12 protein-coding genes are annotated in these 13,509 nt (G+C 60.4%); 7 read left to right on the top strand and 5 right to left on the bottom strand.

The genetic code is table 11. The annotated features are described in order from the left end of the window. Positions 1-132 precede the first annotated feature (132 nt). From pqqA to ACP7D9_RS08085, 6 genes are all read left to right on the top strand, one after another. Positions 133-207 carry a pyrroloquinoline quinone precursor peptide PqqA gene (gene pqqA / locus ACP7D9_RS08110; RefSeq protein WP_003444522.1) on the top strand — a complete coding sequence of 25 codons (75 nt, stop codon included), beginning with the start codon at positions 133-135 and terminating at the stop codon, positions 205-207. 81 nt (positions 208-288) lie between these two features. Then, the gene (pqqB, locus tag ACP7D9_RS08105; protein WP_169843487.1) at positions 289-1,200 is read left to right on the top strand and encodes a pyrroloquinoline quinone biosynthesis protein PqqB; all 912 of its coding nucleotides are present in this window, start codon (positions 289-291) and stop codon (positions 1,198-1,200) included. A 138-nt stretch (positions 1,201-1,338) separates the two neighbouring features. After that, a complete protein-coding gene (gene pqqC / locus ACP7D9_RS08100) occupies positions 1,339-2,091 on the top strand; it encodes a pyrroloquinoline-quinone synthase PqqC (protein WP_101160923.1) in 753 nt (250 codons plus the stop codon). Next, positions 2,088-2,363 (top strand): pyrroloquinoline quinone biosynthesis peptide chaperone PqqD, encoded by a 276-nt coding sequence (gene pqqD / locus ACP7D9_RS08095; RefSeq protein WP_101160925.1) that lies wholly within the window; start codon positions 2,088-2,090, stop codon positions 2,361-2,363. The genes pqqC and pqqD overlap by 4 nt, the downstream gene beginning before the upstream one ends. Next, positions 2,356-3,495, top strand: coding sequence for a pyrroloquinoline quinone biosynthesis protein PqqE (gene pqqE, locus ACP7D9_RS08090; RefSeq protein ID WP_426156727.1), 1,140 nt, complete (start codon positions 2,356-2,358; stop codon positions 3,493-3,495). The genes pqqD and pqqE overlap by 8 nt, the downstream gene beginning before the upstream one ends. Further along, a complete protein-coding gene (locus tag ACP7D9_RS08085; RefSeq protein ID WP_426156599.1) occupies positions 3,461-5,260 on the top strand; it encodes a S9 family peptidase in 1,800 nt (599 codons plus the stop codon). The genes pqqE and ACP7D9_RS08085 overlap by 35 nt, the downstream gene beginning before the upstream one ends. A 117-nt stretch (positions 5,261-5,377) precedes the next feature. Here the strand turns inward: ACP7D9_RS08085 and ACP7D9_RS08080 are convergent, their stop codons facing one another. Further along, entirely contained in the window at positions 5,378-5,536 is a 159-nt protein-coding gene (locus tag ACP7D9_RS08080) for a YqaE/Pmp3 family membrane protein (RefSeq protein ID WP_003228885.1), read from the bottom strand. Between the two features lie 193 nt (positions 5,537-5,729). Beyond that, positions 5,730-6,956, bottom strand: a complete 1,227-nt coding sequence (locus ACP7D9_RS08075; protein WP_426156596.1) for an aspartate aminotransferase family protein — start codon at positions 6,954-6,956, stop codon at positions 5,730-5,732. A gap of 169 nt (positions 6,957-7,125) precedes the next feature. Between ACP7D9_RS08075 and ACP7D9_RS08070 the strand changes: the two genes are divergently transcribed. Beyond that, positions 7,126-8,040 (top strand): LysR family transcriptional regulator, encoded by a 915-nt coding sequence (locus ACP7D9_RS08070; RefSeq protein WP_101160935.1) that lies wholly within the window; start codon positions 7,126-7,128, stop codon positions 8,038-8,040. A 228-nt stretch (positions 8,041-8,268) separates the two neighbouring features. Here the strand turns inward: ACP7D9_RS08070 and ACP7D9_RS08065 are convergent, their stop codons facing one another. The 3 genes from ACP7D9_RS08065 to ACP7D9_RS08055 all read right to left on the bottom strand — a co-directional run bounded on the left by ACP7D9_RS08065 (position 8,269) and on the right by ACP7D9_RS08055 (position 13,379). After that, a complete protein-coding gene (locus tag ACP7D9_RS08065; RefSeq protein ID WP_281879457.1) occupies positions 8,269-10,047 on the bottom strand; it encodes an acyl-CoA dehydrogenase C-terminal domain-containing protein in 1,779 nt (592 codons plus the stop codon). Between the two features lie 155 nt (positions 10,048-10,202). Next, positions 10,203-11,999 carry an acyl-CoA dehydrogenase C-terminal domain-containing protein gene (locus ACP7D9_RS08060; RefSeq protein WP_426156594.1) on the bottom strand — a complete coding sequence of 599 codons (1,797 nt, stop codon included), beginning with the start codon at positions 11,997-11,999 and terminating at the stop codon, positions 10,203-10,205. 90 nt (positions 12,000-12,089) lie between these two features. Further along, positions 12,090-13,379 (bottom strand): GGDEF domain-containing protein, encoded by a 1,290-nt coding sequence (locus ACP7D9_RS08055; protein WP_041476719.1) that lies wholly within the window; start codon positions 13,377-13,379, stop codon positions 12,090-12,092. Positions 13,380-13,509: the final 130 nt, after the last annotated feature.

Below are 13,509 nucleotides of genomic sequence, written 5' to 3'. Positions count from 1 at the left end.
TTCTCAAAGATTCACGGGTCATTACGCTGAAATTTTGAGTAACATAGCCGCCTAACTAATTGGAACATCGTCGCGCTGCCGTGGACTATACCTATGGATAGCGCTATCCCAACCCTCAGAAGGAGACATCTCATGGCCTGGACCAAACCTGCTTACACCGACCTGCGTATCGGCTTCGAAGTCACCATGTACTTCGCCAGCCGCTGAGTTCTGCTTACGTAGAATTGCAGTGCAACGCCTCGGCTCGCCGAGGCGTTTTATTTTCCGCGTTGAAATGATGGAGCGTTCATGTTCGTCCAGATTCTGGGTTCGGCCGCCGGTGGCGGTTTTCCGCAGTGGAACTGCAACTGCGTCAACTGCGCAGGCTTTCGCGACGGCAGCCTGAATGCCAAGGCACGCACCCAATCGTCCATCGCCATTTCCGATGACGGCGTGAACTGGGTGCTGTGCAACGCCTCGCCAGACATCCGCGCGCAACTGCAAAGCTTCGCCCCGATGCAACCGGGCCGGGCCCTGCGCGACACCGGCATCAGCGCGATCATTCTGATGGACAGCCAGATCGACCACACCACCGGCCTGCTCAGCCTGCGCGAAGGCTGCCCGCATCAGGTGTGGTGCACGGACATGGTTCACGAAGACCTGAGCACCGGTTTTCCGCTGTTCAAAATGCTCACGCACTGGAACGGCGGGCTGGACTGGAATCGCATCGAACTCGACCAGAGCTTCACCGTAGCGGCGTGCCCGAATCTGCGTTTTACACCATTGCCGTTGCGCAGCGCCGCGCCGCCGTATTCGCCGCATCGCTTCGATCCGCATCCGGGCGACAACATCGGCTTGATCGTTGAAGACCTCAACACCGGCGGCAAGCTGTTCTACGCGCCAGGGCTGGGCAAGGTCGATGCGCCGCTGCTGGAAATCATGGCGGGCAGCGATTGCCTGCTGGTCGACGGCACGCTGTGGGATGACGATGAAATGCAGCGCCGTGGCGTCGGCACCCGCACCGGTCGCGAGATGGGCCACTTGGCCCAGAACGGCCCGGGCGGCATGCTCGAAGTGCTGGAGCAGTTGCCTGAGCAGCGCAAGGTGCTTATCCACATCAACAACACCAACCCGATTCTCGACGAGGATTCGGCCGAGCGCGCAGAACTCGCGCGGCGCAATGTTGAAGTGGCGTTTGATGGCATGAGTATTGTGTTGTAGCGACCGGCCTCTTCGCGAGCAAGCCTGCTCCCACAGGAGTTTTGTGTACGCCACAGATCCAATGTGGGAGCGGGCTTGCTCGCGAAGGCGTCCGAACAGACACCCAGGATTCCAACGGTTGTTCCCCGGAGAACCGCAATGATCGACACCCCGCTGTCCCCCGCCGAATTCGAAGCGGCCCTGCGCGCCAAAGGCGCCTACTACCACATCTACCACCCCTATCATGTGGCGATGTACGAAGGCCGCGCGACCCGCGAACAGATTCAGGGCTGGGTCGCCAACCGCTTCTACTATCAGGTGAACATTCCCCTGAAAGACGCGGCGATCCTCGCCAACTGCCCGGATAGAGAGATCCGTCGCGAGTGGATTCAGCGTCTGCTCGACCACGACGGCGCGCCCGGTGAAGATGGCGGTATCGAAGCCTGGCTGCGTCTCGGCCAGGCGGTCGGCCTCGACCCGGATCAATTGCGCTCCCAGGAGCTGGTGCTGCCCGGCGTGCGTTTCGCCGTCGATGCCTACGTCAACTTTGCCCGTCGCGCCAGTTGGCAGGAGGCGGCCAGCAGCTCGCTGACCGAACTGTTCGCGCCACAGATCCATCAGTCGCGCCTGGACAGCTGGCCGCAGCATTACCCGTGGATCGACCCGGCCGGTTACGAATATTTCCGCACCCGTCTCGGTCAGGCGCGGCGTGATGTCGAGCATGGGCTGGCGATCACCCTTGAGCACTACAAGACTCGCGAAGGCCAGGAGCGCATGCTGGAAATTCTCCAGTTCAAACTGGACATTCTTTGGAGCATGCTCGATGCCATGAGCATGGCCTACGAACTGAACCGTGCGCCGTATCACAGCGTCACCGATCAAAGGGTCTGGCATAAAGGAATCAGCTTATGAGTTTCGACCGCAGCAAAGTCCCGAGCTGGCGTCCCGGCTACCGCTTCCAGTACGAGCCAGCGCAGAAAGGCCACGTGTTGCTGTACCCGGAAGGCATGATCAAGCTCAACGAGACGGCCGCGCTGATCGGCGGCTTGATTGACGGTGAGCGCGATGTCGCGGCGATCATTGCCAAACTCGACGAGCAGTTCCCAGGCGTGCCCGAGCTCGGTGACGACATCGAGCAATTCATGGAGGTTGCCCGTGAGCAACACTGGCTCACCCTTGCCTGATCTACCGGCAAAACCGCAAGTCGGCCTGCCGCTGTGGCTGCTCGCCGAGCTGACCTACCGCTGCCCGCTGCAATGCCCGTATTGCTCCAATCCGCTGGATTTCGCCGAGCAGGGCAAAGAACTGACGACGGAACAGTGGATCAAGGTTTTCCGCGAAGCGCGAGAAATGGGCGCGGCGCAGCTGGGCTTTTCCGGTGGCGAACCATTGGTGCGCCAGGATCTTGCCGAACTGATTCAGGAAGCGCGGCAGTTGGGTTTCTACACCAACCTGATCACCTCCGGCATTGGCCTGACCGAGCAGAAAATCAGCGACTTCAAAAAGGCCGGGCTCGATCATATCCAGATCAGCTTCCAGGCCAGTGACGAGCAAGTGAACAATTTGCTCGCCGGCTCGAAAAAGGCCTTCGCGCAAAAGCTGGAAATGGCCCGGGCGGTGAAGGCCCACGGCTACCCGATGGTGCTGAACTTCGTCACCCATCGGCACAACATCGACAAGATCGACCGCATCATCGAGCTGTGCATTGCGCTGGAGGCCGATTTCGTCGAACTCGCCACTTGCCAGTTCTACGGTTGGGCGCAGCTCAACCGTGTCGGCCTGTTGCCGACCAGGGAGCAACTGGTACGCGCCGAACGCATCACTAACGAATACCGGGCCAAACTGGAAGCCGAAGGGCATCCGTGCAAGCTGATTTTCGTCACCCCCGACTACTACGAAGAACGCCCGAAAGCCTGCATGAACGGCTGGGGCAGCATCTTTCTGACCGTCACCCCGGACGGCACGGCCCTGCCCTGCCATGGCGCTCGCCAGATGCCAGTGCAGTTTCCCAACGTGCGCGATCACAGCATGCAGCACATCTGGTATGACTCGTTCGGCTTCAATCGCTTTCGCGGTTACGACTGGATGCCGGAGCCCTGCCGCTCTTGCGACGAGAAAGAAAAAGACTTCGGCGGCTGTCGCTGCCAAGCGTTCATGCTCACCGGCGATGCCAGTAATGCCGACCCGGTGTGCAGCAAGTCCGAACACCACGGCGTGATCCTCAAGGCCCGCGAAGAAGCCGAGACCGCCACTCAATCCATCGAACAATTGGCCTTTCGCAATGAACGAAACTCACGCCTCATCGCCAAGGGCTGAGCCTTTCAGCGCCGCCCAAGCCGTCGCCGCCGGCACCGACTTCGCCGAACTGCAGCTCGGCGCCCACGGCTTGTTCTGGAATGAATATCGCCCCGAGGACGCCGCGTGCCGGATCTGGCATTGGCGCGATGGCGTGGCGAAACGTCTGACACCGGATGGCTACAGCGTACGTAGCCGCGTGTACGAATATGGCGGTGGCGCGTTTTGTCTGACGCCCGACGGCGTGGTTTTCGTCAATGAAGCGGATCAGCAGCTGTACCGACAGGCGCTGAATGGCGAGCCGGTCGCGCTGACGTCGACTGACTGTCGCTATGGTGATCTGCAGTTTGCCGCTGGCCGGGTGTTGGCGGTTGAGGAACAGCAGGATCAGCATCGGCTGGTGGCGATCGATCCGGCGGACGGCACGCGACAGGTGTTGGCAGAAGGCGCCGACTTTTATGCGTCGCCAACGCTCAGCCCCGACGGCCAGCGGTTGGCGTGGATCGAGTGGAGCCGCCCGCATCAACCGTGGACATCGACGCGTTTGATGCTCGCGGAAGGTGATTTTTCTGCGCCCCGCTGTATTGCAGGCGAGCAGATGGAGGAGTCGATTCAGCAGCCGCGCTTCGGCACCGACGGGCGACTCTACTGCCTGACGGATCGTGGCGGCTACTGGCAGCCGTGGGTCGAAACGTCTGATGGTCTGCAAGCGCTGGCCTGTGCCGAGGCGGATCATGCGCCCGCGCCGTGGCAGCTTGGTGGCTGCACGTGGTTGCCTGTCGGCGATCAATATTTAGCCAGCTGGAGCGAGGGTGGTTTCGGTCGCCTGGCCCTTGGCAGTGAAGACTTCAGCGGCGACTACAGCCGCTTCCGTCACTTGGCAATGGACCAACAATTCATCTATTGCATCGCCGCATCGCCGGTCAGTCCGTCGGCAGTCATTGCCATCGATCGCGTGTCTCACGCAGTGAAGGTATTGGCCGGTGGCGTGGCTCCGTTGCCCGCCGAGCACATCAGCCGCCCGCAGACCTTGTGCTATCCCAGCGGATCCGGCGAGGCGCACGGTTTCTTCTACCCGGCCATGAACGGTGAAGCGAAACCGCCATTGCTGGTGTTTATCCATGGTGGCCCGACGTCGGCGTGCTATCCGATGCTCGACCCGCGCATCCAGTACTGGACGCAGCGGGGTTTTGCGGTGGCCGACCTCAACTATCGCGGCAGTAGCGGTTATGGCCGCGAATATCGGCAAGCGCTGCATCTGCGCTGGGGCGAGGTGGATGTCGAGGATGCCTGCGCCGTGGTCGATTACCTTGCCGGCAGGGAGATGATCGACGGCGACCGTGCGTTCATTCGTGGTGGCAGTGCGGGCGGCTACACAACGCTGTGCGCACTGGCGTTCAGACAGGTTTTCCGCGCAGGCGCCAGCCTCTACGGTGTCAGCGATCCGGTCGCTTTGGCCCGGGCTACGCACAAGTTCGAGGGTGATTACCTGGACTGGCTGATCGGCGACCCCGATCTGGATGCCGAACGCTATGCCGCCCGCACTCCGCTGCTGCACGCAGATAACATCCGCGTCCCGGTGATTTTCTTTCAGGGTGAACTGGACGCGGTGGTCGTGCCGCAACAGACCCGCGCCATGGTCGCGGCGCTGGAGCACAACGGCATCCCGGTCGAGGCGCATTACTACCCCGACGAACGCCACGGCTTTCGCCGCGCGGCCAACCAGGCGCATGCGCTGGAACAGGAATGGATGTTTTATCGGCGGGTGATGGAGCTGACTGACTGAAAAACCGTATCGCCCCGTTCGCGAGCAGGCCCGCTCCCTCATTGGATCCGCTTCAATCACTAATTCCCTGTGGGAGCGAGCCTGCTCGCGAAAGCTGTCTGATAGACGCTACCGGACTCAGCGCTTGGCGATGATATACACCGCATGCACGATCCCCGGAATGTAACCGCACAGCGTCAGCAGAATGTTCAGCCAGAACGCCCCGCCAAACCCGACCTGCAGAAACACGCCCAGTGGCGGCAACAGAATAGCGATGATGATACGAATGAAATCCATGGGGCAGCTCCTGAGTGGGGGTTGGCTCACTTGAGCCATACAAGCTAATCGACCTGCGCCGTTCGTCAGGGTTCATTACGCTTGCTATTTGATCGCCAGCACCACAAAAAAAACGCCCCACGCCAAAAGAATCAGGCGTGGGGCGTGCGTTATACCGCGAGACGGTTCGGGAAATCGGTTGGGGGACTTCAGCTCAGACGGCGATACCCTTGCGGCATTGCAATTGGGCGGTGTGCACTCGTGAGAAGGCACGGCCCAGACGCAGGAACATTTCGTCGATGTTGGCATTGCTGACCGTGAGCGCCGGGGTGAAGCGCAGGCAGTCGGGTTGCGCGGCGTTCAATATCAGGCCCTCGTGCAGTGCGGCGTGCACGACGGCATCGGCGCAATCTGCCGATAGCGTCAACCCATAGAACAGGCCTTGGCCGCGCAACTCACCATGGCCATAGCGGTGCGCCAGTCGTGCAAGGCCTTCGCGCAGATGCTGGCCATTGTCCTTGACCTGCTGGAGGAAGCTTCGGTCGTGCACGCTGTCGAGTACCACCAGACCGGCCGCAGTCATCAGTGCGTTGCCGTGATGGGTGCCGCCTAGCTCCCCAACGGCAAAACAGCAGGCCTTGCCCCGCGCCAGCAACGCCGCCAGCGGCAAGCCGCCGCCGAGTCCTTTGCCGAGCACAACGATATCGGCGCGAATGCCGTAGGACTGCTCGGCGAGCAAGGTGCCGCAGCGGCCGATGCCGGTCTGCACTTCGTCGAGAATGAGCAGAATGCCCAACTCGCGGCACAGCCGCTCGACGCCTTTGAGGTAGTGCTCGGTCGCGGGGATAACTCCGGCATCGCTCTGGATCGGTTCAAGCATGACTGCTACGGTTTGCGCGTCGACCGCCGCATGCAGCGCCGGCAAGTCGTTGAATGGCACCCGATCAATCGTCGGCAGACTGCGGCCATGGCAACCCTGCTGCGCGACGATGATCCGCGAAGCCCCGCTGCGATGCAGTTGCCCCCATTTGCGCGCCAGTTTGATTGCCGCGTCACAAGCCTCGCTGCCACTGTTGAGCAGGTACGCCTGATCGCTGGAGGTGCTGGCGCACAAGCGTTCGGCGAGGCTGAGCATGCCGCGATTATGCAGATTGAAGCCTGGGTTGATCAGCGCCTGGGCCTGATTGGCGATGGCTTTGACCAACGCCGTGGGGCTGTGGCCAAGGCTGTTGGCGCCGCCAGCCTGGGAAAAGTCCAGGTAGGCGCGATCATTGCTGTCCCACAGCCAGGAACCCTGGCCCCGAACGAACACTTGATGCGGTCGTTCAACACTGGGCATCAGGCGTTGGACACTGAGGTGGTCGGTCATAGCGGATGGCCCCGCCTCGAAGGTGAGGTCGTCCAGACTCGGCGTCTGGCGCCGCAAACTGAACAGATTCATGCGAAAAAACCTCGCTTGAGGTTTTTTGAACTGCCTATGTAAGTACTAACGAAGCAAATGGAATTCATCACGTTTTCTGGCCCTGTAAGCCTTGTGAATGCGTTTAGACTAGGCGCGCAAACGGCATCAGGCCATTTCGATTTCCCAGCCATTTCGATAAGCACTACTTATGGATTTCAAACAACTGCGTTATTTCGTCGCGGTCTACGAAGAAGGACACGTCGGCCGGGCGGCGGAACGCCTGTCGATCTCGCAACCAGCGCTGTCGCAACAGATCCGTCAGCTGGAGCAAAACCTCGACGTGACGCTGTTCGAACGCAGCAGCAAGCGTCTGCTGCCGACCCTGGCTGCGCACACCTTGTATAACCACGCATTACCGCTGCTCGATGGCTTGCAGCGGGCGCGCGAGGCGTTGGGCAATTTCAAGGGGCAGGCGTTGCGGACCCTGGCGATCGGCGTGCTGCAAACGGTACACACCAGCCTCGTGCCGCAAATGCTCGAGCGTGTGCGCAGGGCGCAGCCGCATCTGGTGGTGCAGATCTACGAGCTGACCGGGCTGGAAATCGAACGGCGCCTGCTCAACGGTTCGCTGGACATTGGCATCAGTTATCTGCCGCCGCGCCAACCCGGGCTGCACGGCGTGTTGCTGTATGAAGACGAACTGACCCTGGTCATTCCGGCGGATCATCCGTTGCGCGAGTTCAAGAAAGTCTCGATGCGCCAGGCTGCCGAACTGCCGATGCTGTTGCTCGGTGAGGAATTCCAGATTCGGCAGATCTGGCAGGCGCAACTGACCAGCCTCGGGCGCCGTCCGCAGGTGCAGGCCGAGCTGAACAATATGCTGGGGATTCTCGACAGCCTGCCGCACACCAGGCTGGCGACGGTGCTACCGGGACGTTCGCAAAAGGAATACGACGATGTTGATTTGCTGTGGAAACCGCTCAGCGAGCCTCGCGTGCCACTTAAAGTCGGCCTGGTGTGCCGCGATGTGCAACGCCAGCAGGCCTCGTTGGCACTGCTGCAGACATTGCTTGAGGAGGTGATCGACCGCGAAGCAAAGGCACCGCTCGATCCTATCGCCTGATATTTTTCTTCAGGCAAAAGAAAACCCCGCCGAAGCGGGGCTTTGCAGACTGTTTCCCTGACATCCATTTCACTCCGCCACCCTGGCAGAATCCTACGTGTCCGTGTTGTTTACTTTGCGCTTCCTGCGCGACGTCCATGAAACGTAGATTAGCCGTGGATCCAATATATGCATATGGGAGAACAGCAGCGCGTCATGTAAGCGAATGCTTACAGAACGAGCACAGGATCAGAACTGCGCTGCATCCAGCAGAAACAGCGACTCACTGCCGGCCTTTACCGACGCGCTCAACGAGTGGATGCGCGGCAGCAGACGGGCGAAATAGAAGCGTGCGGTACCCAGCTTGCTCGCATAGAAGTCGTCTTGCGCTTCCTTGCCGAGCGAGGCTTTGGCCATCAACGCCCACATGTAGGCGTAAGCGGTGTAACCGAATGCTTGCAAATATTCGACCGAGGCTGCGCCGATTTCGTTCGGATTGTTTTTCGCCCGATCCAGCAACCACGCAGTCAGTTCGTCGAGAGTGTCGACGGCATCGTTCAACGGCTTGGTGAACTCGCCCAGGTCGGCGCTGGCGGTTGCGGTGAAATGACGGATCTCGTCAGCGAATAGCTGGTAAAACGCGCCGCCGCTGCCGACGATCTTGCGCCCGACCAGATCCAGCGCCTGAATGCCGTTGGTGCCCTCGTAGATCTGCGTGATGCGTACATCGCGCACCAGTTGCTCTTGGCCCCATTCGCGGATGTAGCCGTGGCCGCCGAAAATCTGCTGGCCGTGGACGGTGGTTTCCAGACCCAGGTCGGTCAGAAAGGCTTTCGCTACCGGCGTCAGCAATGCCACCAGATCTTCCGCGCGCTTGCGGGTGGTCGCATCTTCGCTGAACTTGGCGGTGTCCAATTGCATCGCGACGTAAGTGGAAAATGCCCGGCCGCCTTCGTTCGAGGCTTTCATGGTCAGCAACATGCGTCGCACGTCCGGGTGAACGATGATCGGATCAGCGACTTTGTCCTTGTTCTGCGCGCCGGTTGGCGAACGGCTCTGCAGGCGATCGCGCGCGTATTCAACAGCGTTCTGATAGGAGCGCTCGCCCGTGGCCAGGCCCTGAATTCCGACGCCCAGACGCTCGTAGTTCATCATGGTGAACATCGCGGCCAGGCCTTTGTTCGGCTCGCCAACCAGATAGCCGACCGCTTCGTCGAAGTTCATCACGCAGGTTGCCGAGGCCTGGATGCCCATTTTGTGTTCGATCGAACCGCAGTTGGCCGGGTTGCGTGCGCCGAGGCTGCCGTCCGCATTGACCATGAACTTCGGCACCAGGAACAGCGAAATGCCTTTCGGACCTGCTGGAGCATCCGGCAGCTTGGCCAGCACCAGGTGAATGATGTTTTCGGTGAGGTCGTGCTCACCACCGGTAATGAAAATCTTGGTGCCGCTGATCTTGTAGGAGCCGTCAGCCTGAGGTTCGGCTTTGGTCCGAATGATCCCCAGGTCGGTCCCGGCGTGCGGCTCGGTCAGACACATGGAACCGGCCCAGATCCCGGCGTACATGTTCGGCAGGTACGCAGCTTTCAATTCTTCGCTGGCGTGAGCGTTGATCGACAGGCAGGCGCCGGCAGTCAGCATCGGGTACAGACCGAAAGCCAGGCTGGCGGAGTTGACCATTTCTTCGACTTGCGCCGACACGGCTTTGGGCATGCCCATGCCGCCATAGGCCGGATCGCCGCCAACGCCGACCCAGCCGCCTTCGGCATAAGTCTGATAAGCCTGTGGGAAACCCGCCGGCGTGGTGACGGCACCGTCCGCCCAATGGCAACCTTCTTCGTCAGCGGCACGGCTCAGTGGCGCGATACTTTTGCTGGTGACCTTGCCGGCCTCTTCGAGAATCGCTTCAACGGTTTCGGCGTCGACGGTCTCGGCCAGCGCAGGCAGCTCGGCCCAGAGTTTGGCGACCTCGAACACTTCATTGAGGACGAAGCGCATATCGCGCAGCGGCGCTTTGTAGTCAGCCATGGCAAACCTCGCAAGATCTAAACAGGTGGTTCGTGGAATGATATTTTCTGAGCCCGAGTGTACCTCAACAACTTTTGCGACACATAGGGTCAACCGGTGACTGGTTTGTTATTTTTGGTCACTGGAAAAATATCGCAGTGATCTTTCTATCTGCCCTACAAAGCAAACGCCTGCGCCGACAGATTCATCAAACAATCACTCCCTGCTTCGATCGCCGCCCGATGCGCCGCTGTGCGCGGCAACAAGCGCTTGAAGTAAAACTCGCACGTTGCCAATTTGCCCTTCAGGAAATCAGCCTCGCCCTCGCCTGCGTCCAGTTGTGCCTGAGCAACCAACGCCATGCGCAGCCACAGGTAGCCAAGGATGATGTAACCGCTGTACATCAGGTAATCGACAGACGCCGCGCCGACTTCGTCCGGATTCTTCATCGCGGCCATGCCGACCTTCATGGTCAGATCGCCCCACTGTTGATTGAGCCCGTTGAGTTGCTCGACGAAGTTGCCCAACTGCGCGTGTCCGGCGTGCGCTGCGCAGAATTTGTGGACGATTTTGGTGAAGCCGCGCAGCAGCTTGCCCTGACTGCCCAGCACCTTGCGCCCGAGCAGGTCGAGCGCCTGAATGCCGTTGGTGCCCTCGTAAATCGGCGCAATCCGGCAGTCGCGCACCAGTTGCTCCATGCCCCACTCACGGATGAAGCCATGGCCGCCGAACACCTGCATCCCGTGGTTGGTCACTTCCAGCCCGGTGTCGGTCATGAACGCCTTGCAGATCGGCGTAAGGAATGCCAACAGGTCTTCGGCTTCCTGACGCGCCTGGGCATCGCTGTTCAGGTGCGCGACATCAAGCATCTGCGCGGTGAAATAGGTCAGCGCGCGATTGCCTTCATTGAAGGCTTTCATGGTCAGCAGCATGCGTCGCACGTCCGGGTGGACGATGATCGGGTCGGCAGGTTTTTCAGGGGCCTTGGCACCTGTCAGCGCGCGCATCTGCAGGCGGTCGTTGGCGTACTTGATCGCCCCCTGAAAACTCGCCTCGCCCAGACACAGCCCCTGCATGCCGGTGCCGAGCCGCGCGTGGTTCATCATGGTGAACATGCAGTTGAGGCCCTTGTTCGGCTCGCCGATCAGGTAACCGGTGGCGGCATCGAAGTTCAGCACACAGGTGGCCGAAGCCTTGATGCCCATCTTGTGCTCGATCGAGCCGCAGGAAACGCCGTTGCGCTCACCCGCTTCGCCTGCTGTATCGGCAAGAAATTTCGGCACGATAAACAGGGAAATGCCCTTGGTTCCAGCCGGTGCGTCCGGCAACTTGGCCAGTACCAGATGGATGATGTTGTCGCTCAGGTCATGCTCGCCGGCGGAAATGAAAATCTTGCTGCCGGTGATCGCGTAGCTGCCGTCGGCCCGAGGCACCGCGCGGGTCTTGATGATCCCCAGATCGGTACCGCAGTGGGCTTCGGTCAGGCACATGGTGCCGGTCCACTGGCCAGCGGTGAGTTTGCTCAGGTAGGTGTCTTTCTGTTCGGCGGTGCCGTGGGCGTGGATCGCCGACATCGCGCCGTGGGTCAGGCCCGGGTACATGCCCCAGGACGTGTTACTGGAGCCGACCATCTCGCTGATCACCAGCCCCAGCGAACTCGGTAGCCCCTGGCCACCGTAAGCTGGATCGGCCGCCAACCCGTGCCAGCCACCCTCGACGTATTGTGCGAAAGCCTGCTTGAAGCCTGTAGGCGTTGTCACCACACCATTGTCGAAATGGCAGCCCTCTTCGTCGCCGCTGCGATTGAGCGGTGCCAGAACGTTCTCGCAGAACTTTGCGCCCTCTTCGAGGATCGCGTTGATCATGTCCGGGCTGGCGTCATGCGCGCCGAGACTGGCGTAACTGGTGTGGAAGTCGAAGACGTGATCAATCAGAAAGCGCATGTCGCGCAGGGGAGCTTTGTACTCGGGCATGGTGGCTTCTCCGTCAGCAGATTTCACCAACCTACTGGCGGCCATCCCGCCCGACAATCATTGTGCGGGCGCTGAATGCGCCGTCATCACTCAACCCGCAGCAGTATCCATACGCACCGCGCCGCGACGGTTCTGCCCGAATGCCATGACGCAGTTACGCCCGGCACCCTTGGCGCTGTACAACGCCTGGTCGGCGGACTTGAGCACTTCTTCCGGAGTACGCTGTTCGACGCGTTCGGCGACACCGATACTCACCGTCACCGACACCGCCGACGCCCCGGAACCGCTACGGCGCTGGCGACCTTGCTGATCATCCTGCGGGCGGTTTTCCTGGTTGCGTAACTGAATGCTGTAGGACGCGATCGATTCACGGATCACTTCCAGGTGCGGCATGCATTCCTCAAGAGTTTTGCCTGCAAACACCAAGGCAAATTCCTCACCGCCGTAGCGATACGCCCTACCGCCACCGCTGATTTTCGACAGTTTGCTGGCGACCAGGCGCAGGACCTGATCACCGACATCGTGGCCGTGGGTGTCGTTGAATTTCTTGAAGTGATCGACGTCGCTCATCGCCAGCACATAGTTGCGCCCCAGGCGCTGCATCCGTTCGTTGAGCGCGCGACGACCGGGCAGGCCGGTGAGTTCGTCGCGAAAGGCCATTTGATAGGCTTCATGCGCAACTGCGGCTGCGATCATCAGCATCACCTGGCTGCACATGATGTTGAGGGTGAACGGCAGAATGAAGGTTTTCGGCAACATCCAGAACACACCGAGCAAGCCGACCAGTTGCGCCGCGTGCAACGGACGCGGGTTACGCCAGTATTGCCAGGCCAGTAAAAGGAAGGCCGAAATGAACACCGGGTAGGACAACTGGATCAGGCTCATCCACGCGCCGTGCAGCGCCGGCCAGCGGATTTCCGACAGCCACAACAGCAGCGCCTGCGGATAACTTTGCTCCAGCCCCAGCGCCACGCTGCCGAATGCCAGCAATACGGCGAACCGGGCGACCATGTCCTGAAACAGATGGGTGCGTTCCTGCCATGCGGCGAACAGCCCGAATAACAACGGTAGCAGCAGGCAAACCAGATGGAACACCACCGCAGCGTCTTCGCGAACCTTGCCGTTGTCACGGTAAAAGTCGGTCTGGGTATCGAGCAGGAAATAGGCGATGTACACCGTGAGCATCAGAAACAGTTCGCGCTGACGTCGGTACACCGCGCAATACGCCCCGCCGAGCAGCAGAACCAGGGTCGGCAAGACGTTGAACAGGGACGTGAAAAACACGCTGAGATCTTTGACATACGCAGCCGCCAGCCCCGCAAGCAATAACAGCAGTGAAGGCAGGAAATGACTGAAACGTACAGCGGAAGAACGCGGCAAGGGTAAGCTCCGACCCGTCATAGCAAAGAGATGGCATTGTGCCTGCAAAGTGCGGCCAAGCCCACACAATGTGATCCAGATCACACACGTTCTCTGTAACGGCCGAAAGCCCGACTATCTGAGCGATCCG

Source organism: Pseudomonas sp. TSRC2-2 (assembly GCF_049897785.1).
In the GTDB taxonomy this organism is placed as follows: Bacteria; Pseudomonadota; Gammaproteobacteria; order Pseudomonadales; family Pseudomonadaceae; genus Aquipseudomonas.
This window is presented reverse-complemented; position numbering and strand designations above follow the sequence as displayed.